The sequence below is a fragment of the Methylosinus sp. Sm6 genome (assembly GCF_019802345.1).
Taxonomy (GTDB): domain Bacteria; phylum Pseudomonadota; class Alphaproteobacteria; order Rhizobiales; family Beijerinckiaceae; genus Methylosinus.
The window spans coordinates 1-24,674 of sequence record NZ_JAINDZ010000049.1; the positions used below are offsets into that span (position 1 = coordinate 1).

Genomic DNA, 24,674 nt, shown 5'->3' on the forward strand with positions numbered 1-24,674 from the left:
CGGGAATCGAATCGCAGAGGCATCATCGCCACCGCCGCAGCGCCGGCGAGGGGGCACTGGTCAGTACCCCGGCTAACAGAGACTCTAACTTTTGTTTGCGCCCGGCGACGGTGGAAAACTCATCGGAGCGTTCCCGCACACCGAAACTTCCGTCTGAAAAGACTACGCCCGATACGACTTTCCGTAAATCCGGCTCTACAGACGATGCGACTTCCGAAGCGCCTCTTGCTTTCGTCGAAAGCGAAGGACGCGCGTCATGATCGTCGCGCTGCTCAACCAGAAGGGCGGCGTCGGCAAGACCACGCTCGCCCTGCATCTCGCCGGCGAATGGGCTCGGCAGGGAAAGCGCGTCACGCTGATCGACGCCGATCCTCAGGGCTCGGCGTTGGACTGGTCACAGCAGCGAGCGCGCGAGAACCTCTCGCGGCTGTTCACTGTCGTCGGGCTGCCGCGCGACACGCTCCATCGTGAGGCGCCCGAGCTGGCGCGCGGCGTCGACCATCTCGTCATCGATGGTCCGCCGCGCGTCGCCGGATTGATGCGTTCGGCGCTGCTCGCCGCCGATCTCGCGCTGATCCCCGTGCAGCCGTCGCCCTTCGACGGCTGGGCGTCGGCCGAGATGCTGGCTTTGCTCGGCGAGGCGCGAATCTATCGTCCGCAGCTCGCCGCCCGCTTCGTCCTGAACCGCTACGCCGCGCGCACCGTCATCGCGCGCGAGACGGTCGAGACGCTCGCCGATCACGATCCGCCGGCGCTCTCCACAACCATAGGCCAGCGTATCGCCTTCGCCGACGCGGCGCAGACCGGCCGTCTCGTCTCCGAGCTCGCCGACGATACGCCGGCGGCGCGCGAGATCGTCGCGCTCGCGGCCGAGGTCGGGAGGATCGCGCCATGACGATCTTCGCGGGATATGTGCGCAACTCTTCGCGGTTCGTCGACGGAGGCGCCGCATGAATGAGCGCCCTCCAAAGCGCGGTTTCGCAGCGCGTCCCGGCGACGCCGAGGGCTGGATCAGATCGGCCGACGCTCCCGCCCAGCGCACGAATGACGCCAGCGGATTCACCGCGCGCCTGACGATCGACGTCACGCCGGCGCTGCGCGGCCGCATCAAGGTCGCCGCTTTTCGGCGTGGCGTCACCGTCGCCGACATGCTGCGCGACCTGCTCGCGCGCGAATTCCCCGACGATCCCGGAGAGACATCATGAACGACAACGAGCCGCCATCCGCTCGCGTCGAAGCGCCGCCGCATCGCGGCGTAGCGCCCCTCACTCATGTCGAGCTGACCTGGATCGAGAAGAAGATCGAGTTCCGGATTCGCTTCGGCCATCGCGCAGCAGACAAGATTCTCGATCGCCGCCGCCGCATCGCCAGTTTCGCCCCCGGCAGTATCTTCTGCTTCGTCCGATGGGCGTCGAATGACTACGGAACGGTGATTTCGCGGATGGACATCGTGCGCGCGGTCGGCGCCAGCGAGCGCTATCAGACGCTGCCTTTCGTTCGGCCCGGCGGCGAGATCCTGCTACGCGTCGACGCCTGGCCGAGGGTCGAGCGAGCGCTCCAGGCGATCGACGCCATTGAGGCGATCGGCGTCGATCCGGCCGACGCGTCGCCCGACTATTGGCGGCATTTGCACAACCGCCTCGCTGTCGGCGAAGAGCCACGCACCTACACGCGTGCGCAGCATGACGCCTGGCTGAAGCGCCGGAGCGTCGCGCCATGAACCGCCTCGGCTATGTCACGGCGACGCTCTCCTCTGTGCTGCTGATCGGCGGTCAGTCCATGGCTCCCGCCACGCCATGGCTCGTCTGGAACGGCACGGCGAGCACGCCGACGGGGCTCTATGCGCTTCAGCGGACGGGCAGACCCCACGCTATGCAGTTGGTGGCAGTCCGTCCGCCGGAACGCATCGTGAGCTTCCTCGCTGACGGCAACTTCCTGCCGAAAGGCGTGCTGCTCTTGAAGCATGTCTTGGCGCTCCCCGGACAGAGCGTATGCCGCGCCGGCGCCGTCGTCACGGTCGATGACGTCGACGTCGGCGAAGCGCGAGATCGGGATCGTCTCGGTCGTCCGCTGCCGAGCTGGACCGGCTGCCGGACGCTTCGGCCCGACGAGGTCTTCCTCATGAATCCGACCGTCCAGGACAGCCTCGACGGTCGCTACTTCGGTCCATTCCCCGTCGCGTCGATCGTCGCTCGCGCGGTTCCGATCTGGACCGACGAAGAGGGCGACGGCCGCTACGTCTGGCGCGCCGCCGTCGACTGACGCCCGCATGATTTTACCAGCCAAGGAGAATTCCAATGACGCAGATCGGTCGATTCACGCGCACCAAGTCAGGCTATTCGGGCACCATCCGCACGCTGTCGCTCGACGCCCAGATCGTTCTCGTTCCCTCCGACCATGGCATCACGGAGAACGCGCCGGACTATCGAATCTTGCTCGGCGATGACGAAGGGCCGGAAATCGGAGCAGCGTGGAAGCGCATCGGCGAGAAGGCCGGCGACTATGTGTCGTTGCTCCTCGACGGTCCGGCCCTTGCGCAGCCGATCCGCGCCAATCTGTTCCAATCGAGCGAAGACAAGTCCAGCTGGATTCTGCACTGGACCCGACTCCAGAAGCGCAGCGAGCGGGATTGATGACATGCGTCCCGCACTTTCGCTCATGATCAAATCGGACCGCGCGAACCGGGCCTGCACGCGTGCGCGATTCACGCTCCTTCTCCTTATCGGCCTCGCCCCAGCCTGCACACTGGGCGGAGTCATGCCCGCGAAGGCAACGCCGTTCGATCGTCCGACCGATGGCGAGCCCTATGCTGTCCACGTCACAGAGGCGGCGCGGCGCTTCGGCATTCCCGCGGCATGGATTCGCGCCGTCATGGCGATCGAAAGCCGCGCCCGACGAGACGCTATCTCACCCAAGGGCGCGATCGGGCTCATGCAGATCATGCCGGACACTTGGACGGAACTGCGCAGCCGTTACGCTCTTGCTGGCGATCCTTTCGACCCACACGACAACATCCTCGCCGGCGCCGCGTACCTCCGCGAGCTGCACGATCGCTACGGCTCGCCAGGCTTCCTCGCCGCCTATAATGCGGGACCGCGCCGCTACGAGGATTATCTCGAGGGGCGCCGTTCATTGCCATCCAAGACCGTCGCCTATGTCGCAGCGCTCGCCCCTCTCATCGAGGGAAATGACGGCGCTCGATCCACCATTCACACGTTCTCTGGTCTTTCCCCATGGACGAAGGCGCCGCTGTTCGTCGAGCAGAACGACAGCCGACGCGTCGCCAATCGTCCGGCGCCAATTCCGACGACGACCGACACGACGGCTATCGTCGCTACGCGCGATCTGTCCGCCATTGCGCCTCGCTCCGACGGCCTGTTCGTCGCGCTCTCGTCGACGGAACACGTGCAATGAACCAGCAGCCCTGTTGCAGACGGACTGCCGACATTTGCGCACTGAGGAACCTCAATGCCACCATTTGGCTGGCGCCGCGAGCGTGCAGACGCGTTGCACGCACAGTTCGCGACCGCTTCGCATTCCAGCGTTTCCGAGCGCAATGTGAAGAAGAGAAAGCGGCGGAAGGCAATTCAGCGCAGAACACGACCGCACGAAGGCGAGATAAAAGCGCCTGCCACGCCGGCAGACAAGTCGCTGTCGCGACTCGTCTTTCGTCTGGCAGGCCGGTCGGTCGTTGGCAGGTTTTGGCAAATGCACGTGGAGTTACAAGGCTTCGACCTGCACACTACGTTCTCGCGGCCGCCGTCCGGCCCAGTGAGGCGAGCCGATGAGCCGTGAGGAGAATGACTTCCGCGTCCGGCCGGGCCGCGTCCGCACGACCCGGGGGCCGAAGCCGAAGAGCTTCGTAGCTGAGGTGCTGAAAGCGGCGCGCAAGGCCGGACCTGCGACGCCGCAGAGTGGCGCGCGATCCGCTGCCCCCGGCGGCTCCGGATTCGGGCGCGGACGCGCCGCCTTCGGCCGCGCCCGCCTTTTCGATCCTGGCCGCCGCGTCGTCGTCAAAGCGCGCGTCGTGCGCCATAAGGGCGGCAGCTTTCGATCCGCGCCGCTGTCCGCGCATTTTTCCTATCTGAAGCGCGAGGGCGTCGGCCGCGACGGAGAGAAAGGCGTGATGTTCGATGCCGAACACGATCACGCCGACGATAGGGCCTTCGCCGAGCGATGCGACGGAGACCGGCATCATTTCCGCTTCATCATCTCGCCCGAGGACGCCGGCGAGATGACGGACCTCAAAGCCTTTACCCGCGACCTCGCCGGGCGGATGGAGGCTGATCTTGGAACGAAGCTCGACTGGGTCGCCGTCGATCATTGGAACACCGACAACCCGCATATCCATCTGCTGGTGCGCGGCGTCGACGAGAGCGGCGGCGATCTCGTCATCGCCCGCGATTATATCAGCGGCGGCCTGCGCTCACGCGCGGAAGACCTCGTCGCCATCGAGCTCGGACCGCGCCCCGAACATTCGATCCGCTCGGCGCTCGAGCGCGAGGTCGACGCCGACCGCTGGACGCGGCTCGACGCCGCCATCCGCTACGCCGCCGACGAGACAGGTCTGGTCGACCTGCGCCCGGCGAGTCCTGGTCTAGACGACCCCGAATTGCGCCGCCTGATGGTCGGCCGCGCTCAGAAGCTCGAGCGAATGGGCCTCGCCGCCTCCGCTGGTCCCGGCCGATGGATGATCGGCCTGGAGGCCGAACGCACGCTGCGCGATCTCGGAATGCGCGGCGATATCATCAAGACCATGCACCGCGCCTTCGGCGAGCGCGGCCAGGATCGCGGCGTCGCCGACTATGTCGCCGACGCGGGGCCCTCGGAGACGCCGATCCTTGGGCGGCTCGTCGACAAGGGCCTGCACGACGAGCTGAGCGGAGAAGCCTATGCCGTCATCGACGGGACCGACGGCCGCGCTCATCACGTCCGCTTCCACAGCACCGAGGCGTTCGAACATGCCCCGCCGATCGGCGGCGTCGTCGAGGTGCGGCGCTTCGGCGGCGCCGACGATCCGCAGCCGACGCTCATCCTGGCGACACGCTCGGATTTCGATCTGGATCGCCAGATCGGCGCGTCGGGGGCGACATGGCTTGATCACCGTCTCGTCGAGCGCACGCCGACGCCGTTGGCGATGGGAGGATTCGGCGGCGAGGTCCGCGAGGCCATGAAGGCGCGCGCCGAACATCTCGTCGCCGAAGGACTGGCTCAGCGCCGAGGCGGGCAGGTCATTTTCCAGCGCGACCTGCTCGCAACCCTGCGCGGTCGCGAGCTGAATGATGCCGCCGCGAAGCTCTCGGCCGAGATCGGCCTTCCGCGCACTCAGGCCGCGGCTGGCAATCAGGTCTCTGGCGTCTATCGCCAGCGCCTCATGCTCGCGTCCGGGCGCTTCGCCATGATCGACGACGGTCTCGGCTTCCAACTCGTGCCCTGGTCGCCCACGCTCGAGAAAAAGCTCGGCCAGCATGTCGCCGGGACGGCGCGAGACGACGGCGGCATCGAATGGAGCCTCGGCCGAAAGCGCGGATTGGGCCTATGACGATCGGTGAGCCTCTATCGCCAGTCCACGACGCCAGTATTTTTTCGTTTCGGCTCGCCACGCTACGATTGCGACGCGAACATGCTTGAACGCGCTCGGACCGCGTCTTTGTCTCGACGCCTCGCACTCTTCGAACGGAGGCGCCCGTGTCCGCTACCAGGATTCTCTGGGGCCAGATCCTCGTCGTATCGCTCATCGTGCTGACGACGATATGGACGGCGACCGAATGGACCGCCTGGCGCCTCGGCTTCCAGCCGCAGCTCGGACATCCCTGGTTCGAGCTCGCCCACTTTCCCTTCTATCCGCCGCCCGCCTTCTTCTGGTGGTGGTATGCCTTCGACGCCTATGCGCCGACGATCTTCGTCGAAGGCGGCTATATCGCAGCCTCGGCCGGACCACTCTCGATCGCGGTGGCGATCGCTATGTCGATCTGGCGCGCCCGCGAGGCCGACGAAGCCGAGACCTATGGGTCCGCACGTTGGGCGCGGCCCGACGAGATGAAGGCCGCCGGCCTGCTCGGCCCTGACGGAGTCGTGCTCGGCCGGCATGAGACCTCATATCTGCGCCACGACGGGCCCGAGCACGTCCTCTGCTTCGCCCCGACGCGATCCGGAAAGGGCGTCGGTCTCGTCGTGCCGACGTTGCTCACCTGGCCCGGCTCGGCCATCGTCCACGACATCAAGGGCGAGAACTGGCTGCTCACCGCCGGCTTTCGCGCCCGTCATGGCCGCGCCCTGCTGTTCGATCCGACCAATGGCGACTCGGCCGCCTATAATCCGCTGCTCGAAGTGCGCAGGGGCGAGTGGGAAGTCCGCGACGTACAGAATGTCGCCGATGTTCTTGTCGATCCGGAAGGGTCGCTCGAACGCCGGAACCATTGGGAGAAGACCAGCCACTCCCTTCTGGTCGGGGCCATCCTCCACGTCCTCTATGCCGAAGCCGACAAGACGCTCGCCGGCGTCGCCGCCTTCCTGTCCGATCCGAACCGGCCGATCGAAACGACGCTGCTGGCGATGATGACCACCCGCCATCTCGGCGAGGCCGGCCCGCATCCTGTCGTCGCCTCGGCGGCGCGCGAGCTCCTCAACAAATCCGACAATGAGCGTTCGGGCGTCCTCAGCACCGCCATGTCGTTCCTCGGATTGTATCGCGACCCCGTCGTGGCGAGAGTGACCCGCCAATGCGACTGGCGAATCGCCGATCTCGTCTCCGCTGCGCGTCCGGCCACGCTCTACCTCGTGGTGCCGCCGTCCGACATCAACCGCACCAAGCCGCTGATCCGACTCGTGCTCAATCAGATCGGTCGACGCCTGACCGAGGAATTGCGCCCAAAGGGCCGCCGCCATCGCATGCTGCTCATGCTCGACGAATTCCCCGCGCTCGGACGACTCGACTTCTTCGAGAGCGCGCTGGCCTTCATGGCGGGCTATGGCATCAAGAGCTTCCTGATCGCGCAGTCGCTGAACCAGATCGAGAAGGCCTATGGGGCGAACAACTCCATCCTCGATAACTGCCATGTGCGCGTGTCTTTCGCCACCAATGACGAGCGCACCGCGAAGCGTGTGAGCGACGCGCTCGGCGCCGCGACCGAGATGAAGGCGATGAAGAACTATGCCGGGCATCGGCTTTCGCCGTGGCTCGGTCATTTGATGGTTTCGCGATCCGAGACCGCGCGACCGCTGCTCACCCCCGGCGAGATCATGCAGCTTCCGCCTTCCGACGAGATCGTCATGATGTCCGGCCTGCATCCGATCCGCGCGAAGAAGGCGCGCTATTATGAGGACCGCCGATTCGCCGAGCGGATTCTGCCGCCGCCGAAAGAAGCGCCTCACGCGCCCCGGCCGGATGACTGGTCGGCCCTCCCGGTCCAGCGCCCAACACCCGATCTCTTCACTCGGTCGACGGCCGAGGACGAGGCCAATGGCGGGTTGAGGCGTGAGCCGGAACTGCCCGACCACGTAGCGATCGTAAAGGAGACGACGCCGTCACGCCGAGACAGGAATGAGTTCTCCATCGTCGACGATACGCCCGAGCAGGCCGCGCGCCAGCAAGAGATTGTCCGGCAGCGTATGAGCGGCGTCGCGCGCCAGGGCGCGATGGACCCCGCCGACGGCCTCGATCTGTAGGAAATTATGATGCGCGACCGCCTCAATGTCTCGCTTCCCGTGGAGATGATCGCGAGGATCAACGAGCTCGCCACGCAAAAGCGCCTCACGCGCTCCGCTATCGTCGAGGCCGCGGTCGCGTCCTTTCTCTCGCCCGACGGGGCGGACCGCATGGAGGCCGCCTTCACGCGCCGCCTCGACAGACTGACCCGTCAGGTCCAACGCCTCGAGCGCAATAGCGGCCTCACGACCGAAGCGCTCGCGCTGTTCGTTCGCTTCTGGCTCACCGTCACGCCGCCCTTGCCGCCGGAGGCGCAAGCGAGCGCCCAGGTGAAAGGGCGCGAACGCTACGAGGGCTTCATCGAGGCGCTGGGGCGGCGACTCAATCAGGGACGGACGCTGCTCGACGAGATTCCGAGAGACATGCTCCGAAGCGAGCGAGCAGACGAGAACGGCGCCGACTCGCGCGAATAGGACGCAAGTATTTTTTCGCTGGGCTACGACGGGGTGCTACGACGACCAGACCCTTGTTGATTACGCCGTTTTCTTGCCCTTTCTAATCATCCCCGCGGTGGATCGCTTTCGCGCGATCGACCGAAGCGGGGGTAAGTTTGGCGGCATCTCTTCTCCATTCGCAAGCTCACGCGCGCGGCGCGCGTATGCTGCGCACCGCGCTCGGACCGGCCGTCGCGAGCTTTCTCGAAGACCTTACCGTCGTCGAGGTCATGCTCAATCCGGACGGAAGGCTCTGGATCGACAGATTGTCGAGCGGCCTCGCGGATAGCGGTTGCAGAATGTCGGCGGCCGATGGCGAGCGCATCGTGCGGCTCGTCGCTCATCATGTCGGCGCCGAGGTGCATCCGGGATCGCCGCGGGTCTCCGCGGAACTGCCCGAGACGGGAGAGAGATTCGAAGGACTGCTTCCTCCCGTCGTGGCGGCGCCCACCTTTGCGATCCGAAAGCCTGCCGTCGCTGTGTTCACGCTCGACGACTACGCGCACGCCGGAATCATGATGCAAAGTCAGGCGGACGTCCTGCGAAAGGCTGTCGCGGATCGGAAGAACATTCTCGTCGTCGGCGGAACGTCGACCGGTAAGACAACGCTCACCAATGCGCTGCTCGCCGAGATCGCGCATACATCCGATCGCATCGTGCTGATCGAGGATACGCGCGAGCTGCAATGCCGCGCGCCGAATCTCGTCGCTCTGCGCACGAAGGACGGCGTCGTCTCCCTTTCCGATCTCGTCCGCTCGTCGCTTCGACTGCGGCCAGACCGCATTCCGATCGGCGAGGTTCGCGGCGCGGAAGCCCTCGACCTGCTGAAGGCCTGGGGCACCGGACATCCCGGCGGCATCGCCACGATTCACGCCGGAACGGCTCTCGGGGCGCTGCGCCGTCTCGAGCAGCTCATTCAGGAAGCCGTGATCACCGTGCCGCGCGCGCTGATCGCCGAGACCATCGATGTCATCGCCGTTCTGCAGGGCCGCGGCGGCGAGCGGCGCCTCGCCGAACTCGCGACCGTCGACGGCCTCGATCCATCCACCGGCGATTACCGAGTCCTTTCGATCGCTGCACATGTCGCAGGAGACCAATCATGATGCCCTTTACTCCAAATAGCCGATTTGGCCGCCGCATCGCCATTCTCGCTGCCATCGTCGCCTGCACGGCGATCTCTTCATCTTCCGCCCGAGCCTCCGGCTCTTCCATGCCGTGGGAAACTCCGCTCAACCAAATTCTCGAATCCATCCAGGGCCCGGTCGCCAAGATCATTTCGGTCATCATCATCACAGTGACCGGCCTGACGCTCGCCTTCGGCGACACGTCGGGCGGCTTCCGCCGTCTGATCCAGATCGTCTTCGGTCTCTCGATCGCTTTCGCCGCCAGCTCCTTCTTTCTCTCCTTCTTCTCCTTCTCCGGCGGAGCGCTGATCTGATGAGCGGCTTCAACAGCGCCGAGGACGTTCCCGGCTTCTTCGTCCCTGTGCATCGGGCGCTGACCGATCCGATCCTGCTCGGCGGCGCGCCGCGAGCGGTCGCAATCGCCAATGGCACGCTCGCCGCGGCGATCGCGCTCGGCCTTCGCCTCTGGCTTCCCGGCGCTCTGTTCTGGGCGGTCAGCCACAGCGCCGCGGTGTGGGCGGCGAAGCGTGATCCGCAATTCGTCGAGGTCGTGCGCCGACACCTGCGCTATCCCGCTTATTTCGGCGTGTGAGGCCGCCATGTTGAATCTCGCCGAATATCGCGGCCGCCCGACGAGCCTCGCCGATTTCCTGCCCTGGGCCGCCCTCGTCGCCGAGGGCGTCGTCCTCAACAAGGATGGCTCGTTTCAGCGCACCGCGCGCTTCCGCGGACCCGATCTCGACAGCGCGACGCCTTCCGAGCTCGTCGGCGTGACCGCCCGCCTCAACAATGCGCTGCGCCGCCTCGGCTCCGGCTGGGCCATCTTCGTCGAAGCCGATCGCGCGTCGGCGCAGCATTATCCGCATGATCGCTTTCCCGACGCAGCCTCGGCGCTCGTCGACCTCGAGCGGCAGAACGCCTTCGAGGAGGCGGGCGCGCATTTCGAGAGCTGCTATTTCCTGACGCTCCTCTGGCTGCCGCCGGAGGAGGACGCGTCGCGCGCCGAGAATTGGCTCTATGAAGGTCGCGCGCAAGACGGCGTCGATCCGTGGGAGCTGCTGCGCGGATTCATCGACCGCACCAATCGCGTGCTGCAATTGGTCGAGAGCTTCATGCCGGAGGCCGAATGGCTCGGCGACGGCGAGACGCTGACCTTCCTGCATTCGACGATCTCGACGCACCGGCAGCGCGTCCGCGTCCCCGAAACGCCGATGCATCTCGACGCGCTGCTCGCCGACGAGCCGCTCACTGGCGGGCTGGAGCCACGGCTCGGAAACGCACATCTGCGCATTCTGACCATCGTCGGCTTTCCGACCGTGACCCATCCCGGCATTCTCGACGAGCTCAATCGTCTCGCCTTCCCCTATCGCTGGTCGACGCGCGCGATCCTCCTCGACAAGACGGAAGCGGTTCGGCTGTTGACGAAGATCCGGCGGCAGTGGTTCGCCAAGCGCAAATCCGTCGCCGCGATCATCAAGGAGGTGATGACCAATGAGGCTTCGGCCCTCGTCGACTCCGACGCGGCGAACAAGGCGGCCGACGCCGATATCGCGCTGCAGGAGCTCGGCGCAGACGATGTCGGCGAAGCCTATGTCACCGCGACCGTCGCCGTCTGGGACGATGACCCGGCGATTGCAACGGAAAGGCTGCGCCTCGTCGAGAAGGCGATCCAGGGCCGCGACTTCACCTGCATAGCGGAAGGCGTGAATGCGGTCGAAGCCTGGCTCGGCTCTCTTCCCGGTCACGTCTACGCCAATGTCCGGCAGCCGCCGATCTCGACGCTCAATCTCGCCCATATGATTCCGCTCTCCGCCATCTGGGCGGGAGCAGACAGAGACGAGCATCTTCGTGGCTCTCCCTTGCTCTTCGGAAAGACCGACGGCTCGACGCCGTTCCGCTTCTCTCTCCGTGTCGGCGACGTCGGCCATACGTTGATCGTCGGTCCGACCGGCGCAGGTAAATCTGTGCTGCTGTCGCTGATGGCGATGCAGTTTCGCCGCTATGCGCGCGCGCAGATTTTCGCCTTCGATTTCGGCGGCTCGATACGCGCGGCGGCGCTCGCCTGCGGCGGCGATTGGCACGATCTCGGCGGCGGCCTGTCGGCGGGCTCCGAGGACAGCGTGTCGCTGCAACCGCTCGCCCGCATCGACGACGCGGCCGAGCGCGCCTGGGCGGCTGAATGGGTAGCCGCCATTCTCGTCAAGGAAGGCGCCGCCATCGACCCGAGCGCGAAAGAGCATATCTGGTCGGCGCTCACCTCGCTCGCCTCTTCGCCGCCCGGTGAACGCACGCTCACCGGTCTCGCCGTCTTGTTGCAATCGACGGCTCTGAAGCAGGCGCTTCAGCCCTATTGCGTCGGCGGTCCCTTTGGGCGGCTGCTCGACGCCGAAGAGGAGCGCCTCGGCTATTCCAATTTCCAGGCATTCGAGACGGAAGGCCTCATCGGCGCAAGCGCTGCGGCGGCCGTCCTCACCTATCTTTTCTATCGCCTCGAACAGCGCCTAGATGGACGGCCGACCTTGCTCGTCATCGACGAGGGCTGGCTCGTCCTCGACGATCCCGCCTTCGCGCGCCAGCTGCGCGAATGGCTCAAGACCTTGCGGAAGAAGAACGCCTCCGTCGTCTTCGCCACGCAGTCGCTCTCCGACATCGACAATAGCCCGATCGCGCCGGCGATCGTCGAGAGCTGTCCGACCCGGATATTCCTTCCGAATGAACGGGCGATCGAGCCGCAGATCACCGCGATCTATCGCCGCTTCGGCCTCAACGATCGCCAGATCGAGATCATCGCTCAAGCGACGCCAAAGCGCGACTATTACTGCCAATCGCGGCGCGGCAATCGCCTCTTCGAATTGGGGCTCGGACCGATCGGCCTCGCTCTTTGCGCGGCCTCATCCAAGACCGATCACGCCGCGATCGAGCGCATCCTCGCAGAGCATGGGTCGGATGGATTCCTGCGCGCCTGGCTGATCGAGCGCAACCTCGAATGGGCGTCCGACCTCATTCCCGACCTCACCAATCTGGAGTTCTCCTGATGACGACTCGCTTTCATTGTCGCGCTGCCCTATTCGGTGCCGCGTCTCTTTGCCTCTCGCTCGTCGCTGATCCGGCGCCAGCGCAAATCGTCGTCTATGATCCGACCAATTTCTCGCAGAACGTGCTCACCGCCGCGCGCGAGCTGCAACAGGTCAACAATCAGATCCGGAGCCTCGACAATGAGGCCCAGATGCTGACAAATCAGGCGCGCAATCTCGCCGGCCTGCCGCTCTCGACGCTGAGCCAGCTCCAGACGACGATCCAGAAGACACAGTCGCTGCTCGCGCAGGCGCAGCGCATCGCCTTCGATGTCCAGCAGATCGAATCTGCCTTCACGACCACCTATGGTTCGGCGTCGAGCAGCGCCTCCAGCTCCGGACTGCTCGCCACGGCGCAGACCCGCTGGCGCAATTCCGTCGCCGCTTTCGAGGACTCCTTGAAAGTGCAGGCCAGCGTCGTCGGCAACATCTCGAGCAACGGCTCCGCCATGTCGTCGCTGACCTCCGCCAGCCAGACGGCGACGGGCGCGCTGCAGGCGGCGCAGGCCGGCAATCAGCTGCTCGCGCTGCAATCGCAACAGCTCTCCGACCTCGTCGCCGTGGTCGCGGCGAAGAGTCGCGCCGATGCGCTCGAGCAATCGCGCATCACGGCCACGGAGTCGCAAGGACAGGAGCAATATCGGCGCTTTTCGACCCGTTCCGGCTATCAGCCGGGCAATGTCACCATGTTCCACGGCAATTGAGGCGCGGTCATGGGACAATGGGACATATGGCGCGCCGGCGCGATCCTCGTTCTGATCGCCACATTGATCGTAACGCTTTCCGCGATCGATCGCGATAAGCCTACGCCATTCGTCCGTGACGCCGGCGCCCCCATTGCCATCGATCTCGACGATCTTTCCGCCGAGCTGCGCCGATGCGGCGCGCTCGCGCTCGAGGATGCCGAAGACCAGCGCTGCGAGGCGGTCTGGACGGAGAACCGCCGCCGCTTCTTCGGCAGGCCGGCGCGGCCGACGCCTCCCACGGCCGCGCCGGCCGCAGCTACATCGAAAGGCGCCGCGCCATGAACAATGTCGGCGTCATCGACTCCTTCCTCAACACCTTCACGACCTATATCGATTCCGGCTTCGGCCTGCTGAAGAATGACGTCGCCTATCTTTCCTCCACGCTGATCGCGATCGACATCACGCTCGCCGGCCTGTTCTGGGCCTGGGGCGCCGACGAGGATGTGATCCAGCGACTCGTGAGGAAGACGCTCTACATCGGCTTCTTCGCTTTCCTGATTACCAATTTCAACAAGCTCTCGGGAATCGTCTTCAATAGCTTCGCCGGCGTCGGCCTTAAGGCCGGCGGCTCTTCGGTGTCGACCGCCGATTTTCTGCGGCCCGGCCGTCTCGCCCAGGTCGGACTCGACGCCGGCCAACCACTGCTCGACGCCGCGAGCCAGATGATGGGCTTTGCGTCCTTCTTCGCCAACTTCGTTCAGATCGCCGTGCTGATGATTTCCTGGCTGCTGATCATCATCGCCTTCTTCATCCTCTCCGTGCAGCTCTTCGTCACGCTGATCGAGTTCAAGCTGACGACGCTCGCCGGCTTCGTGCTCATTCCCTTCGCGCTCTTCAACAAGACCGCCTTTCTCGCCGAGAAGGTGCTCGGCAATATCGTCGCCTCGGGCGTGAAAGTGATGACGCTCGCCGTTATCGTCGGCGTCGGCTCGGGACTCTTCTCGCAATTCACGACGAGCTATGGCGGTGAGCAGCCGACGATCGAGCAGACGCTCTCCGTCGTGCTGGCCGCGCTCGCCATGCTCGGCCTCGGCGTATTCGGTCCCGGCATCGCGACCGGCCTCGTCTCCGGCGCGCCGCAGCTCGGCGCCGGCGCGGCGGTCGGAACCGGCGTCGCCGTCGCGGGCGCCGGAATGGTCGGAGGCGCCGCGCTCGGCGTGGCCGGAAGGGGAGCGACGGCAGCCGCCTCGGGAGCCGCCGCCACCGCGCGCGGCGGCGCGAGGCTCGCCGGCGGAGCGGCGTCGGCCTATGCGCTCGGCTCGGCCGGGGAGTCCGGACCGTCGGCTGTCGCCGCCGGACTCGCCGGCGTCGGCCGCGCCGCGGGCGCCGTCGCGACGGCTCCCTTCCGGCGCGCGGCCGCTCGCGCGACGCGCTCCTTGGCGGAGAACTATTCCGCCGGGGCGCGCGCCGCCTTCGCGGCGACCGGCGGCTCGTCGACCACAGGCGCAGGCGGTGACGGCGCGACTGGCGGTTCGCGTGGGAACGCGCCGCCCGCCTGGGCGCGGCGCATGAAGCGTAATCAGCTCGCGAGCCACGGCGCGACGACCGCTGCGCATGTCATTCAGTCCGGCGACAGCCACGGCGGCGGCCATTCCGTCGATCTCTCACAAGAGGAATAGACCATGTTCCGACGCGCCTCGGTGCGCTACGGCCGCACGCCCGAACCGGAGACGCCCTATCAGCGAGCCGCGCAGGTCTGGGACGAGCGCATCGGCTCCGCGCGCGTCCAGGCGAAAAACTGGCGGCTGATGGCTTTCGGCTCGCTGCTCTTGTCCTGCGGCCTAGCGGGCGGCCTCGTCTGGCAGTCGACGCACGGAACTGTCGTCCCCTGGGTGGTGCAGGTCGACCAGCTCGGCGAGGCGCGTGCGGTCGCGCCAGCGATCGCTGATTACACGCCGTCCGATCCGCAGATCGCCTGGTATCTCGCGCGCTTCATCAAGGATGTGCGCGCCGCGCCCGCCGATCCGGTCGTGGTCCGGCAGAGTTGGCTGCATGCCTACGACTTCACGACGACGGCGGGCGCCGCCGCGCTCAACGATTACGCACGCGCCAATGATCCCTTCGCCAGGCTCGGCAAGCAGCAGATCGCCGTCGACGTCTCCAGCGTCATCCGCGCCTCTGCCGACTCGTTCCGCGTCGCCTGGATCGAGCGCCGCTATCAGGACGGCGCGCTCGCCGACACGACGCGTTGGACAGCGATCCTCACCGTCGTCATTCAACCGCCGACCGACGCCGATCGTCTCCGCAAGAATCCGCTCGGCGTCTACGTCAACGCCATCAACTGGTCCAAGGAGCTCGGACAATGACCCGGCCGAATTTTTTGAATGCCGGCGATCCGGCTTCGCACATCGCCGTGAACATGCGGTTCCGGAAAGAAGGAAACGCGTCTTTCCGTAAAGCCGGCTTTGCTGCTCTGCTCTTCTCCGCCGCGTCGCTCGCCGGATGCGCGAAATTCGTTCCGCCGGATATCGATTACGACGACGCCGCGCCGGCGCGGCTCTCCGCCGATCCGCCGGGGCCGGTGACAATCATCACCCTCGCCAAGCCGCTTCCCTTGCCGGGCCAATTGAAGCCGCTGCACGCGGGCAAGGCGCCGCCAGAGCCCGCCGATCCGGCCGCGCGCGTCAATCAGGCCAACGCCGCCGCCCGCGTGCAGCCGATGCGCGATGGATTCATCAATGCCGTGCAGGTCTATCCCTTCTCGGGTGGCGCCCTCTATCAGGTCTATGCCGCGCCCGGACAGATTACCGATGTCGCACTGCAGGAGGGCGAGCAACTCGTCGGCTCCGGGCCGGTTGCAGCCGGCGACACCGTGCGCTGGATAATCGGCGACACGGAGAGCGGCGTCGGCGCGACGAAAAAGATTCACATCCTCGTCAAGCCGACGCGGCCCGACCTCGTCACCAATCTCGTCGTCAACACCGATCGGCGCACCTATCTGCTCGAGCTGCGATCGACCGAAAAGACCTATATGGCCTCGGTCTCCTGGCAATATCCGGAAGACCAGCTCATCGCCTTGCGCCGTCAAAACGCGATCGCCGAATCCGCCGCGCCGATCGCGACGGGCGTCGACGTCTCCGCGCTGAATTTCCGCTATGCGATCCAGGGAGACAGTCCGGCCTGGCGGCCGCTGCGGGCCTTCGACGATGGATCAAAGGTCTATATCGAGTTCCCCACCGGCATTCGCCAGGGCGAGACGCCGCCGCTCTTCGTCATCGGTCCGGCCGGCGGTTCGGAGCTCGTCAATTATCGTGTGAGTCGCAACTACTACATCGTCGACCGCCTCTTCGCCGCCGCCGAGCTTCGCCTCGGCGACGCGGACAGCGAACGGCGGGTGCGTATCGTCCGCACCGACGGAAGGCCGCGGTCATGACGCCGGACGCGAATGACGAGCAGTTCGCCGCGCCGCCGCCGATCACCCCGGACCTTCGGCTCCGAGGCGAACGTCCGCGCGTGACGCGGCTGTCGCGCAAGGTGCTGATCGGCATGGCGAGCGTCGCGGCCCTCGCGATCGCCGGCGCGCTCGGCTACGCGCTGCAGCCGCGCGACAGAAGCGGCGCGGCCCAGGAACTCTACAACACGCAGAACCGTCCTGCCGCCGACGGTCTCGCGAACCTGCCCAAGGACTATACCGGAATGCCGCGTCCGGCGCCGCCGCTCGGGCCGCCTCTTCCGGGCGATCTCGGTCGGCCCATTTTGAATGCTGGCACGATCGTCGGCGCGTCGACGTCAGATCCCGAGGCGCAACGTCGCGCGCAGGAAATCGAAGCCGCTCGGGTAAGCAGGCTCTTTGCTCAGACGAACGAGCGCGAAAGGCCAATCGCCCCGATCGCTCCGACCACGATCTCCGCGGCCGACGCTGGCGTCGCCGCGGCGCCATCCGTCGACGCGGGTTCCGCGCAGAACATGCAGGATCGCAAGACCGCTTTTCTGACTGCTTCTACCGATCGTCGAACCGTCAGTCCCGATCGGCTCACAAAGCTTGCGTCGCCCTACGTCGTCCAGGCCGGAACGGTGATCCCCGCCGCGCTCATCACCGGCCTCCGCTCCGATCTGCCGGGACAGATCACCGCCCAGGTGACCGAAGCGATCTACGACAGTCCCACCGGGAAATTTCTGCTCATCCCTCAGGGCGCGAAATTGATTGGACAATACGACAGCTCCGTCGCCTACGGCCAAAGGCGCGTGCTTCTCGCCTGGACCCGGCTCATCATGCCCAATGGAACCTCGATCGTGCTGGAGCGGCAGCCCGGCGCCGACGCCGCCGGCTATGCCGGCCTCGAGGACGAGGTCGACAATCATTGGGACATGCTTCTCAAAGGAGCCGCGCTCTCGACGCTGCTCAGCATCGGCGCCGAAGCGGGAACGACGGGCAGCGAGAACAGCCTCATCCAAGCGATCCGTCGCGGTGGCTCCAATAGCGCGAGCCAGACCGGGCAGCTGCTCGTTCAACGCCAGCTCAATATCCAGCCCACTCTCACCATCCGGCCGGGCTTCCCCGTCCGTGTTCTCGTGACGCGGGATCTCCTATTGGCTCCATACAAGGAAGGAATGGCGCCGTGACGAAACTGAAGCTCGGTCCGCTCGCCGACGACAAGCCCGTCAAAATCACTGTCGAGATTCCGGCCTCTCTGCATCGCGAGCTCACTGCCTATGCGGACGCGCTCGGCCGAGCCAATGGGCAGACGATCGCCGATCCGCTCAAGCTGATTGTCCCGATGCTTCAGCGCTTCATCGCGACCGACAGAGCCTTCGCGAAGACTCGGACGCGTCCGAAACCTCAACCCGATGTCGCGGAAACCGAAAGGTCGGGATAGCGAGCGCGCAGCAAATCGAGAAATGGCTGCAACATCGGGCTGCTGTTTGTCTCTTTCCAATAGGCCGCGAACTGAAGCCGCATTTGCCCACAGTCGCCATGCAGCTCGCGATGAGTCACTCCGGGGCAGCCAAATCCGGCGGCGCCTTCGAGCAGTGGCGCGACGCCATAACCGGCGCCGACGAGGCTCAGTAGCCTGTCGAGGCTGACATCCTGATAGCTGATACGCAAAGAACCCGAGCCGCCGGCCTTCATGCTCAGCAATTGCTCGAGCTCGGAATCGACGCCGCTCCGCGTCAGCAATATCCGATTGTCGCAAAGCTCCCGCCATTGGATCGCTGGACGACTATTGAGCGGGTGATTTTCCTGAACGGCGACGACGACCCGTTCGCCCCAGAGCGGCAGAACACGGTCGTTCCATCTTCCGCCGCCGGAGGTCAATATGGCGACGTCGATCGCGCCGGCGCCGAGCTCGCCGAGCAATCCCTCCTTGGCGCCGTCGACCAGGAGAATATCCGCATCCGCGATCTGGCGGCGCAACTCCGCGAGCGTCTCCCGCAGATTGCCGGCCGAAAGCGACGAGCAAATCCCAATTCGCAATGGCCTGCGTCCGCCATTGCTCCGCGTTTTGAACGTGAGGAAGAGGCGGTCCGCTTCATCGACGATGGGCCGCGCCAAATCCAGAAATTCGCGACCGACTGGCGTGAGCTTCGTTCCTCCGGTGGTGCGCTCGAACAAGTCCACGCCGAGCTCACATTCGAGATCATGCAATCGACGGCTGAGGGTGGATTGACGCGTCTTCAGCGTCTCCGCCGCTTGCCGAAGGCTTCGATGCCGCGAGGCGACAAGAGCCCATTTCAGATCTCGAAGCTCCGAATTCACCTGAAAAGCCCGGTTTCACAAGCTGATTTCCAGAATCGGATATGCCGACGACAGGACGCCATCGACCGTTCTAATGCTTCCTACTTCATTGAAAATAAATGTCCTTTTAAAGGCCGCCGATCGAGCCGCTATCGCTTTGCAAGCTATGGGTTTTTCGGCGAACGGACCCGATTCCTCCTCAATCGATGCGCCGTCCCGAACAGCCCGACCGCTCTGCGGCGCAAAGATATGGAGGCCCGCGTTTTCCAATATGCGTTGCTAAAATGTTCTAGCCGGCTTACCTTCTCCCGGCTGCAATTTCATGAGCAGCGGCCGAACGGGATGCTGGTAACAACCCGCCCGGCCTGACCACAACCCAAGCTGAAGTGGAGCCTGGATCATGGCTGATTCTGAAGATAGCACGACTCTGCCCGCCGTTAGCTGGCGCGCCATTTTGCGAGGAACCGGCGCCTTGCCGTCGGGGAAGAGGACGGAAGGGGCGCCTTCCGACCCCGCGCTGCAGCTCTGGCGGAACTGGCAAGCCAATCACACTGAGGTCGTCGCGCTGACGCGCCAGTGGCAGCGCATCGAGAAGAAGCTCATTCACTCGGTCGGCATCCCCGAGGTCGCGATCCGCATTTCCGGCGAGGCGGAGCCGAGAATCGCGCAATCGGTCGACGAGATCGAGGAGCTGATCGCGAACGAGCCGGCGATCGAGAGAGAAGCGCTGATCGCTGCGTTCGACGAGCAGCAAAAGCGATGGGACGAGGCGGCGGCGACGCTCGGCTTCGACTCCGTGGACGTTGAACTCCGCGCCGCTCTCGGCAAAGAGCGCGACTTTGTGGCGTCGGTCCCGAAGACGAAAGCCGCCAGCCTGCCGGGTGTCGCGGCCAAGCTCGCTATCCTCATTCAGCTCGGCGAGCCGAGCCCGACAGATGCGGAATTTCCCTGGCCAGAACTGCGCTCGGCGCTGGCGGATATCGCCCGGCTGGCGTCGCCGGAAGCGGCCGTCTTGCCGATGTGATCCTCGTGCTCGGGTCCGTGGTCGCTCGGCTACGGACCCGGCTTCTTTCGAATTGCCCGCCTTTGCGCGGGCTCCTCACTTTTCCGAGCTGGCTTTGCGCCTTTCTCGGCCTGCGCCTTCGGGCGAGCGCCTTCAGTCGATGCCGTAGACGACAACTTCGCCTCCGCAGTTTCGCTTGCGGGCCTCAGAAGCTCGAGCGCCGGAATTCCGAGAGCGTCGGCGAGGCGACCGACGACGTCGACCGTCGCCGAATAGACGCAGCGTTCGATCGAGCTGATATAGGTGCGGTCGAGCTCGGCTCGATGGCCGAGCTCCTCCTGCGACAGGCGTTGCGCCCGTCGATATTTCCTCAGATTGCGCGCCAGCGTCTCTCGCATTTCCATGACGAGAACCAGCCAGCTTGAAGAGTATTTATCTACGGAGTATACTCTACAAACGGTCGCCGCCGGGTTGAGGAGGGGAAGCGCCGGCGCGGCAGAGGGGGCGAGTCCGTAAACGACCGAGAGTCCGAATATGCGTGAGAAGCATCTGGGTCACGCCGTCTCTTTGGCGACGATTTTGTTGAGCACGCGCGAGCAGTTCGCTCGCGCGCTGCGTGACGCTGCGACGGCGAGCATCAGAGCGAGAGGCGCAGGCTTCGATCAGCCGGTCATTTCCCGCTACTTCCTCGAGTCGCACGTCGATGATGCTCTCTATCTGATCGGCAGAGACGGACTCGACGCGCTCGAAACCAACGTCCGCTTCGCGGTCGACGAAATAATACGAGAGGCGTTGGAAAACGTGAGAATGCGGCGAACGCAGAATTAGTCGATAGCGTTCTTGGTGCGCCGGCTACGGCGTGCGGATTGCGCGTGCGCCATCTCCGGCTCCTCACCGCCACGTCGCGACATATAGGAGGCGACGTTTCCTGACCAGGAGCACGATTGGCGTCGACCACATTTCAAAGAATCTTTTTAGGAGCAACCGTCGTGGAAAGACGAATAACTCTCACTGACATAGACCGCCCTGGAGAGGCGCTCGAAGTCGATATTGTCGCCGCCGACGAGACGTCACTGACGCTTGCCGTGCCGAACACCTCTGTCCAATTCAAATTATTCCGCCATAGCCGCAAAGCTTCCTATACAGGGTCCCTCGGGGGACGTAGCTTTTTCTGTTCTCCAGATGTGGTCGACTCCACAATGACCGCTGCGTTAACGATCCGCGTTCACGCCAATGGACCGGCTGCACCGCCCCGAAAAAAATCCGGCGCGCAATGACGACAAAAGCTGCGCGCCGCCCCTCATCGACGGGGAGCTGATCCGTTGGTCGATGTAGGAAATTCGACGCATTGCAACTCGTCTCGCTTGAAAACGAATTCGTCTCGAGTTTGTAATCGCCGCGAATGGATTTCGGCATCACCCTCTGCAACGATATATGCGAGCAGCCCTCGGGCCCCTGGCCGCGCGACGCGCCGCTGGCGCATTGGAGCGTCGCCGATCCGGCGCTGGTGAAGGGCGACGACCTGCAGAAGCGCGCCGCCTTCATTGAAGCCTATCGCCGCCTCGGCGTGCGGCTGACGGCCTTCGTCAATCTGCCCTTCTAGTCGCTTGGCCGGGCGGTTTTGAAGAGCCGTCTCGCCATATTGCGACGATGGAGGGGGCGACGGAACTGGCGGTGACGAGTGCGGCTTGAGGGGGACGAAGCTTCCCGGTTAGCACTCCAAAAGCATTGTTGCGTTGCAACAAAATCACCTCTATCCTGAGCAAATGTCTCTAGCTTCAGTTTCTTCGAGCGACGTGCTGACGCCGCCGTAGCCATCGCCCTAGGTTTCTCACCCGCCTCGCCGCCAACTGGCAGCGAAATTGCTTTTGCATCGGCTCCCTTGTCGGTCGAGCGGTGCATTCTGAGAGCTACATCTATGAATCTGTCGAAGTTGCGCGCCGAATGGGCGCCGAATGTCGTGCGCGATGTGCTGGCTGGAACGGTCGTCGCCCTCGCGCTCATCCCCGAAGCCATCGCGTTCTCGATCATCGCCGGCGTCGACCCGAAAGTGGGCCTCTACGCCTCTTTTTGCATTGCGGTCGTCTCGGCCATCGCCGGAGGACGGCCGGCCATGATTTCGGCGGCGACGGGCGCCACGGCTCTCGTCATGGTCACGCTCGTCAAGGAGCATGGTCTCGCATATTTGTTCGCCGCCACGATCCTGACCGGCCTCCTTCAACTGGCCGCAAGCGCGCTTCGGCTGGGCGACCTCATGCGCTTCGTGTCCCGCTCCGTCGTCACCGGTTTCGTGAACGCCCTCGCCATTCTCATTTTTCTGGCCCAATTGCCTGAACTGATCGGGCAGGGATGGCAGGTTTATGCGATGGTCGCAGTCGGTCTCGCCATCATTTACCTGCTACCGCGCCTGACCAGAGCCGTGCCCTCGCCGCTCGTGACAATCATCGTGCTGACTGCGTTCTCGATGGCCGTTGGTCTGAAGCTGCATACGGTCGGCGATATGGGAGAACTTCCGAGCGAGCTTCCTTTCTTCGCCTTGCCGCAGGCGCCGCTCACCCTCGATACGCTGCTTATAATTCTGCCCTACGCGCTGACGTTGACGATGGTTGGACTGCTGGAAAGCTTGATGACGGCGGCCATAATCGACGAAATGACCGACACGACGTCGAACAAGAACCGGGAATGCGCCGGGCAGGGCTTGGCGAACATCGCCTCCGGCTTTTTCGGCGGCATGGCCGGCTGCGCCATGATCGGCCAATCGGTCATCAACGTGTCGTCCGGGGGACGGGGCCGTCTCTCCTGCTTGTGGGCAGGCGCATTTTTGCTGTTTCTGATCGTCGTCCTCGGCCCCTGGGTGAAACAGATTCCGATGGCGGCCCTCGTCGCGGTGATGATCATGGTTTCGATCAACACCTTCCAATGGCAGTCGATCCGCACCCTTATCGTGCACCCCAAAAGCTCCAGCTTCGTCATGCTGGCGACTGTCGTCGTGGTCGTCGTCACCCATGACCTCGCCAAGGGCGTGCTGGTGGGCGTCATTCTGAGCGGCATATTCTTCGCGCAAAAAGTGTCGCGCTTCTTCGCCGTCACGTCCGAACTCGACGCGGACGGCGTGCGCACCTACAGAGTGACGGGTCAATTGTTCTTCGCCACGGCCGAGGCGTTTCACAGCGCCTTCGACTTCCGCGAAGAGGGCCTGAAGGCGGTCGTGATCGATGTGCATGCCGCGCATTTCTGGGATTTGAGCGGCATCAACGCGCTCGATCGCGTGGTGCTGAAATTCCGGCGCCATGATCTGCCGGTCGAGATCGTCGGCGTCAATGAAGCGAGCCAGACAATGGTGGATCGGCTCGCGTTGCACGATAAGCCCGGAGCGACTTTGCCCGCCGCCGGTCACTGAGCGCGCCTGAAATCTCTGCAAGGCGTCCCTCATGAGGGACGCCTCTGTTACAAAACTCGCCGCCTGGAGGGGAAATCTTGCGCATTTCCGAACGTGCGCGATCATGTGAACTGCGGCGCTATGCGCCGTAACAACAACCGGCGGCCCGATCAACCGCGTTCGCCTCCTGAATCGGCGGGCAGGGCGCGTCGCCGTAAGAGCAGAAGACGCAACAATCCCCCGCCTTCGGCTTGAGCACGGCCCCGCATCCCTTGCACGCATAGAAGAACTGGCAGGCGTCGGTCGGCATGATCTCGGTCGCCCGATGGCCGCAAATCGGGCAGGTTATCGTCGAGTCGAGTTGCATTCACCGCCCCCAGAAGAGCTTCAGCAGCAAAGGGTCTATGTGGCTCCACTCCGGCCATCAGGAACGTGGCGTTGCGGCGGTCCTGCTCGGTGCGGAACTCCTCGCCGATCTCAGCGACATAGGCGAGTTGTCCGCCAAGGATGAAGAACTCGCCGCGCTTGATTTCGGCGTCGCGCTGGAAGCGTCTCGTCCGCCGGACACCTCGATCGAGTTCCGCCCTGACGCGATCGAACAGGGGCTCGAATTCGTCGAAATCGGATCGTGTCCCAGCAAATGGTGTAGCTCAGGTCGGTCCCGTTCGAGGGACTCCGGCAGCAGCCGGTTAGATCAAGCGGCCACGGCGGGCCGCTTGACGATTGGATCATCGCTCAAAGCGGCGATCGTTTCCAGGGTCATGTAGCGGCCGCGCTGGACGGCCCATTCGTCATTCTGTTCCAACAGGATCGCGCCGACGAGGCGCTTGATCGCCTTCTCGTTCGGGACGATGCCGACGACCTCGGTGCGGCGCTTGATCTCGCCATTGAGGCGCTCGATGCCGTTGGTGGACTGGATTTTCGGCTAGTGATCCTTGGGAAAGCTCGCATAGGCGAGCACATCGCATTCGGCGTCGTCCATGAAGCCGGCGAGCTTCGGGAGCGTCGGCCGCAGCTGATCGGCGACCTTGCGCCATTGCGTCTTGGCGGCGCCTTCGTCCTCCTGCGCGAAGGCGGTGGCGATGAGCGCCGAGACGACGCGCCTTCCGCTCTTGCCGGCATGGGCGAGCGCGTTGCGCATGAAATGCACGCGGCAGCGCTGCCAGGACGCATTCATCACCTTGGCGATGGCGGCCTTCAGCCCTTCATGCGCGTCGGAGACGACCAGCTTGACCCCGCGCAATCCTCGCCGGCGCAGGCCGCGCAGGAACTCGGTCCAGAAGGTCTCGACCTCCGAGGGACCGGTATCCATTCCGAGAATTTCACGCCGTCCATCATCATCTCGTCGGTCATCGGTGTTCCTCGGTTGCATTGCGAATCGCAAACCGATGCTACCGAAGATCCGCCGATGACCGCCCAGCGGCGCTCGGACGCGCGGCGCTTCGGCCTACGGCGTCGAGTAGGCGCGGGGATTTCTCCGCCGCGCCTCTCACAGAACCGGATATGCGGGCCACGCGTCCGGCTCCTTG

Annotated in this window: 29 protein-coding genes and 2 pseudogenes; 27 read left to right on the forward strand and 4 right to left on the reverse strand. The window is 64.8% G+C overall.

Features of this window, described 5'->3' with window-relative positions; translation table 11 throughout:
• The 21 genes and pseudogenes from K3F48_RS21175 to K3F48_RS21275 form a co-directional block, all read left to right on the forward strand.
• Window positions 1-260 (forward strand): annotated as a pseudogene (locus tag K3F48_RS21175) (replication protein A); the annotation flags it as partial.
• Window positions 257-895 carry a ParA family partition ATPase gene (gene parA / locus K3F48_RS21180; RefSeq protein WP_222577436.1) on the forward strand — a complete coding sequence of 213 codons (639 nt, stop codon included), beginning with the start codon at window positions 257-259 and terminating at the stop codon, window positions 893-895. The pseudogene K3F48_RS21175 and the gene parA, both read left to right, overlap by 4 nt.
• A 55-nt stretch (window positions 896-950) precedes the next feature.
• Window positions 951-1,205, forward strand: coding sequence for a hypothetical protein (locus K3F48_RS21185; RefSeq protein WP_222577437.1), 255 nt, complete (start codon window positions 951-953; stop codon window positions 1,203-1,205).
• The gene (locus K3F48_RS21190) at window positions 1,202-1,720 is read left to right on the forward strand and encodes a DUF2840 domain-containing protein (RefSeq protein WP_222577438.1); all 519 of its coding nucleotides are present in this window, start codon (window positions 1,202-1,204) and stop codon (window positions 1,718-1,720) included. The genes K3F48_RS21185 and K3F48_RS21190 overlap by 4 nt, the downstream gene beginning before the upstream one ends.
• Entirely contained in the window at window positions 1,717-2,262 is a 546-nt protein-coding gene (locus K3F48_RS21195) for a S26 family signal peptidase (protein WP_222577439.1), read from the forward strand. The genes K3F48_RS21190 and K3F48_RS21195 overlap by 4 nt, the downstream gene beginning before the upstream one ends.
• 35 nt (window positions 2,263-2,297) lie before the next feature.
• Window positions 2,298-2,633: a DUF736 domain-containing protein gene (locus K3F48_RS21200; protein ID WP_222577440.1), complete on the forward strand. Its 336-nt coding sequence runs from the start codon at window positions 2,298-2,300 to the stop codon at window positions 2,631-2,633.
• A gap of 124 nt (window positions 2,634-2,757) precedes the next feature.
• On the forward strand, window positions 2,758-3,414 hold the full coding sequence (locus tag K3F48_RS21205) for a lytic transglycosylase domain-containing protein (RefSeq protein WP_255609546.1): 657 nt from the start codon (window positions 2,758-2,760) through the stop codon (window positions 3,412-3,414).
• 370 nt (window positions 3,415-3,784) lie between these two features.
• Entirely contained in the window at window positions 3,785-5,542 is a 1,758-nt protein-coding gene (locus K3F48_RS21210) for a DUF3363 domain-containing protein (protein WP_222577442.1), read from the forward strand.
• A 146-nt stretch (window positions 5,543-5,688) separates the two neighbouring features.
• Complete coding sequence (locus K3F48_RS21215; RefSeq protein ID WP_222577443.1) at window positions 5,689-7,668, forward strand: conjugal transfer protein TraG; 1,980 nt, start codon at window positions 5,689-5,691, stop codon at window positions 7,666-7,668.
• A gap of 9 nt (window positions 7,669-7,677) precedes the next feature.
• A complete protein-coding gene (locus tag K3F48_RS21220) occupies window positions 7,678-8,121 on the forward strand; it encodes a ribbon-helix-helix protein, CopG family (protein WP_222577462.1) in 444 nt (147 codons plus the stop codon).
• A 137-nt stretch (window positions 8,122-8,258) separates the two neighbouring features.
• Window positions 8,259-9,245, forward strand: coding sequence for a P-type conjugative transfer ATPase TrbB (gene trbB / locus K3F48_RS21225; RefSeq protein WP_222577444.1), 987 nt, complete (start codon window positions 8,259-8,261; stop codon window positions 9,243-9,245).
• The gene (locus K3F48_RS21230; RefSeq protein WP_222577445.1) at window positions 9,242-9,580 is read left to right on the forward strand and encodes a TrbC/VirB2 family protein; all 339 of its coding nucleotides are present in this window, start codon (window positions 9,242-9,244) and stop codon (window positions 9,578-9,580) included. The genes trbB and K3F48_RS21230 overlap by 4 nt, the downstream gene beginning before the upstream one ends.
• Window positions 9,580-9,858, forward strand: coding sequence for a VirB3 family type IV secretion system protein (locus tag K3F48_RS21235; protein WP_003612050.1), 279 nt, complete (start codon window positions 9,580-9,582; stop codon window positions 9,856-9,858). The genes K3F48_RS21230 and K3F48_RS21235 overlap by 1 nt, the downstream gene beginning before the upstream one ends.
• 7 nt (window positions 9,859-9,865) lie before the next feature.
• Window positions 9,866-12,301 carry a conjugal transfer protein TrbE gene (gene trbE / locus K3F48_RS21240; protein ID WP_222577446.1) on the forward strand — a complete coding sequence of 812 codons (2,436 nt, stop codon included), beginning with the start codon at window positions 9,866-9,868 and terminating at the stop codon, window positions 12,299-12,301.
• Window positions 12,301-13,044, forward strand: coding sequence for a P-type conjugative transfer protein TrbJ (gene trbJ / locus K3F48_RS21245; protein ID WP_222577447.1), 744 nt, complete (start codon window positions 12,301-12,303; stop codon window positions 13,042-13,044). Before trbE ends, trbJ begins: the two co-directional genes overlap by 1 nt.
• A 9-nt stretch (window positions 13,045-13,053) precedes the next feature.
• Window positions 13,054-13,368, forward strand: a complete 315-nt coding sequence (trbK-alt, locus tag K3F48_RS21250) for a putative entry exclusion protein TrbK-alt (RefSeq protein WP_222577448.1) — start codon at window positions 13,054-13,056, stop codon at window positions 13,366-13,368.
• Window positions 13,365-14,705, forward strand: coding sequence for a P-type conjugative transfer protein TrbL (gene trbL, locus K3F48_RS21255; RefSeq protein ID WP_222577449.1), 1,341 nt, complete (start codon window positions 13,365-13,367; stop codon window positions 14,703-14,705). Before trbK-alt ends, trbL begins: the two co-directional genes overlap by 4 nt.
• A gap of 3 nt (window positions 14,706-14,708) precedes the next feature.
• Window positions 14,709-15,392, forward strand: a complete 684-nt coding sequence (gene trbF / locus K3F48_RS21260; protein WP_222577450.1) for a conjugal transfer protein TrbF — start codon at window positions 14,709-14,711, stop codon at window positions 15,390-15,392.
• On the forward strand, window positions 15,389-16,459 hold the full coding sequence (gene trbG / locus K3F48_RS21265) for a P-type conjugative transfer protein TrbG (RefSeq protein ID WP_222577451.1): 1,071 nt from the start codon (window positions 15,389-15,391) through the stop codon (window positions 16,457-16,459). The genes trbF and trbG overlap by 4 nt, the downstream gene beginning before the upstream one ends.
• A complete protein-coding gene (locus K3F48_RS21270; protein ID WP_222577452.1) occupies window positions 16,456-17,649 on the forward strand; it encodes a TrbI/VirB10 family protein in 1,194 nt (397 codons plus the stop codon). The genes trbG and K3F48_RS21270 overlap by 4 nt, the downstream gene beginning before the upstream one ends.
• Window positions 17,646-17,903: a DUF2274 domain-containing protein gene (locus tag K3F48_RS21275; protein WP_222577453.1), complete on the forward strand. Its 258-nt coding sequence runs from the start codon at window positions 17,646-17,648 to the stop codon at window positions 17,901-17,903. The genes K3F48_RS21270 and K3F48_RS21275 overlap by 4 nt, the downstream gene beginning before the upstream one ends.
• Here the strand turns inward: K3F48_RS21275 and K3F48_RS21280 are convergent.
• Window positions 17,867-18,784 (reverse strand): LysR family transcriptional regulator, encoded by a 918-nt coding sequence (locus K3F48_RS21280; RefSeq protein WP_222577454.1) that lies wholly within the window; start codon window positions 18,782-18,784, stop codon window positions 17,867-17,869. The genes K3F48_RS21275 and K3F48_RS21280 overlap by 37 nt on opposite strands.
• 379 nt (window positions 18,785-19,163) lie before the next feature.
• Here K3F48_RS21280 and K3F48_RS21285 point away from each other — a divergent pair, with 379 nt between their 5' ends.
• Window positions 19,164-19,787 carry a hypothetical protein gene (locus K3F48_RS21285; RefSeq protein ID WP_222577455.1) on the forward strand — a complete coding sequence of 208 codons (624 nt, stop codon included), beginning with the start codon at window positions 19,164-19,166 and terminating at the stop codon, window positions 19,785-19,787.
• A 29-nt stretch (window positions 19,788-19,816) separates the two neighbouring features.
• On the opposite strand, the gene K3F48_RS21290 is transcribed toward K3F48_RS21285, so the two are convergent.
• Entirely contained in the window at window positions 19,817-20,170 is a 354-nt protein-coding gene (locus K3F48_RS21290; RefSeq protein ID WP_222577456.1) for a helix-turn-helix transcriptional regulator, read from the reverse strand.
• 130 nt (window positions 20,171-20,300) lie between these two features.
• Between K3F48_RS21290 and K3F48_RS21295 the strand changes: the two genes are divergently transcribed.
• The 4 genes from K3F48_RS21295 to K3F48_RS21310 all read left to right on the forward strand — a co-directional run bounded on the left by K3F48_RS21295 (window position 20,301) and on the right by K3F48_RS21310 (window position 23,166).
• Window positions 20,301-20,594: a hypothetical protein gene (locus tag K3F48_RS21295; RefSeq protein ID WP_222577457.1), complete on the forward strand. Its 294-nt coding sequence runs from the start codon at window positions 20,301-20,303 to the stop codon at window positions 20,592-20,594.
• 116 nt (window positions 20,595-20,710) lie between these two features.
• The gene (locus tag K3F48_RS21300; protein WP_222577458.1) at window positions 20,711-21,043 is read left to right on the forward strand and encodes a hypothetical protein; all 333 of its coding nucleotides are present in this window, start codon (window positions 20,711-20,713) and stop codon (window positions 21,041-21,043) included.
• Window positions 21,044-21,168: 125 nt separating this feature from the next.
• A complete protein-coding gene (locus K3F48_RS21305) occupies window positions 21,169-21,369 on the forward strand; it encodes a hypothetical protein (protein ID WP_222577459.1) in 201 nt (66 codons plus the stop codon).
• Window positions 21,370-21,684: 315 nt separating this feature from the next.
• A complete protein-coding gene (locus K3F48_RS21310; protein ID WP_222577460.1) occupies window positions 21,685-23,166 on the forward strand; it encodes a SulP family inorganic anion transporter in 1,482 nt (493 codons plus the stop codon).
• Between the two features lie 118 nt (window positions 23,167-23,284).
• Here K3F48_RS21310 and K3F48_RS24600 read toward each other — a convergent pair whose 3' ends face one another.
• Window positions 23,285-23,512, reverse strand: a complete 228-nt coding sequence (locus tag K3F48_RS24600) for a GDCCVxC domain-containing (seleno)protein (RefSeq protein WP_255609556.1) — start codon at window positions 23,510-23,512, stop codon at window positions 23,285-23,287.
• On the opposite strand from K3F48_RS24600, the gene K3F48_RS25035 reads away from it, so the two are divergent.
• Complete coding sequence (locus K3F48_RS25035; RefSeq protein WP_222577461.1) at window positions 23,454-23,912, forward strand: hypothetical protein; 459 nt, start codon at window positions 23,454-23,456, stop codon at window positions 23,910-23,912. The two genes, K3F48_RS24600 and K3F48_RS25035, sit on opposite strands and share 59 nt — an antisense overlap.
• Here K3F48_RS25035 and K3F48_RS21320 read toward each other — a convergent pair.
• Window positions 23,840-24,481: pseudogene (locus K3F48_RS21320) on the reverse strand (IS256 family transposase); the annotation flags it as partial. The gene K3F48_RS25035 and the pseudogene K3F48_RS21320 sit on opposite strands and share 73 nt — an antisense overlap.
• Window positions 24,482-24,674: the final 193 nt, after the last annotated feature.

Excerpts from the sequence above, each read along its gene's own strand:
- parA (WP_222577436.1), top strand. The coding sequence starts at position 257 with ATGATCGTCGCGCTGCTCAACCAGAAGGGCGGCGTCGGCAAGACCACG.
- K3F48_RS21185 (WP_222577437.1), top strand. The coding sequence starts at position 951 with ATGAATGAGCGCCCTCCAAAGCGCGGTTTCGCAGCGCGTCCCGGCGAC.
- K3F48_RS21190 (WP_222577438.1), top strand. The coding sequence starts at position 1,202 with ATGAACGACAACGAGCCGCCATCCGCTCGCGTCGAAGCGCCGCCGCAT.
- K3F48_RS21195 (WP_222577439.1), top strand. The coding sequence starts at position 1,717 with ATGAACCGCCTCGGCTATGTCACGGCGACGCTCTCCTCTGTGCTGCTG.
- K3F48_RS21200 (WP_222577440.1), top strand. The coding sequence starts at position 2,298 with ATGACGCAGATCGGTCGATTCACGCGCACCAAGTCAGGCTATTCGGGC.
- K3F48_RS21205 (WP_255609546.1), top strand. The coding sequence starts at position 2,758 with ATGCCCGCGAAGGCAACGCCGTTCGATCGTCCGACCGATGGCGAGCCC.
- K3F48_RS21210 (WP_222577442.1), top strand. The coding sequence starts at position 3,785 with ATGAGCCGTGAGGAGAATGACTTCCGCGTCCGGCCGGGCCGCGTCCGC.
- K3F48_RS21220 (WP_222577462.1), top strand. The coding sequence starts at position 7,678 with ATGCGCGACCGCCTCAATGTCTCGCTTCCCGTGGAGATGATCGCGAGG.
- K3F48_RS21230 (WP_222577445.1), top strand. The coding sequence starts at position 9,242 with ATGATGCCCTTTACTCCAAATAGCCGATTTGGCCGCCGCATCGCCATT.
- K3F48_RS21235 (WP_003612050.1), top strand. The coding sequence starts at position 9,580 with ATGAGCGGCTTCAACAGCGCCGAGGACGTTCCCGGCTTCTTCGTCCCT.
- trbE (WP_222577446.1), top strand. The coding sequence starts at position 9,866 with ATGTTGAATCTCGCCGAATATCGCGGCCGCCCGACGAGCCTCGCCGAT.
- trbJ (WP_222577447.1), top strand. The coding sequence starts at position 12,301 with ATGACGACTCGCTTTCATTGTCGCGCTGCCCTATTCGGTGCCGCGTCT.
- trbK-alt (WP_222577448.1), top strand. The coding sequence starts at position 13,054 with ATGGGACAATGGGACATATGGCGCGCCGGCGCGATCCTCGTTCTGATC.
- trbL (WP_222577449.1), top strand. The coding sequence starts at position 13,365 with ATGAACAATGTCGGCGTCATCGACTCCTTCCTCAACACCTTCACGACC.
- trbF (WP_222577450.1), top strand. The coding sequence starts at position 14,709 with ATGTTCCGACGCGCCTCGGTGCGCTACGGCCGCACGCCCGAACCGGAG.
- trbG (WP_222577451.1), top strand. The coding sequence starts at position 15,389 with ATGACCCGGCCGAATTTTTTGAATGCCGGCGATCCGGCTTCGCACATC.
- K3F48_RS21270 (WP_222577452.1), top strand. The coding sequence starts at position 16,456 with ATGACGCCGGACGCGAATGACGAGCAGTTCGCCGCGCCGCCGCCGATC.
- K3F48_RS21285 (WP_222577455.1), top strand. The coding sequence starts at position 19,164 with ATGGCTGATTCTGAAGATAGCACGACTCTGCCCGCCGTTAGCTGGCGC.
- K3F48_RS21290 (WP_222577456.1), bottom strand. The coding sequence starts at position 20,170 with ATGGAAATGCGAGAGACGCTGGCGCGCAATCTGAGGAAATATCGACGG.
- K3F48_RS21295 (WP_222577457.1), top strand. The coding sequence starts at position 20,301 with ATGCGTGAGAAGCATCTGGGTCACGCCGTCTCTTTGGCGACGATTTTG.
- K3F48_RS21305 (WP_222577459.1), top strand. The coding sequence starts at position 21,169 with ATGGATTTCGGCATCACCCTCTGCAACGATATATGCGAGCAGCCCTCG.
- K3F48_RS21310 (WP_222577460.1), top strand. The coding sequence starts at position 21,685 with ATGAATCTGTCGAAGTTGCGCGCCGAATGGGCGCCGAATGTCGTGCGC.
- K3F48_RS25035 (WP_222577461.1), top strand. The coding sequence starts at position 23,454 with ATGATCTCGGTCGCCCGATGGCCGCAAATCGGGCAGGTTATCGTCGAG.
- K3F48_RS24600 (WP_255609556.1), bottom strand. The coding sequence starts at position 23,512 with ATGCAACTCGACTCGACGATAACCTGCCCGATTTGCGGCCATCGGGCG.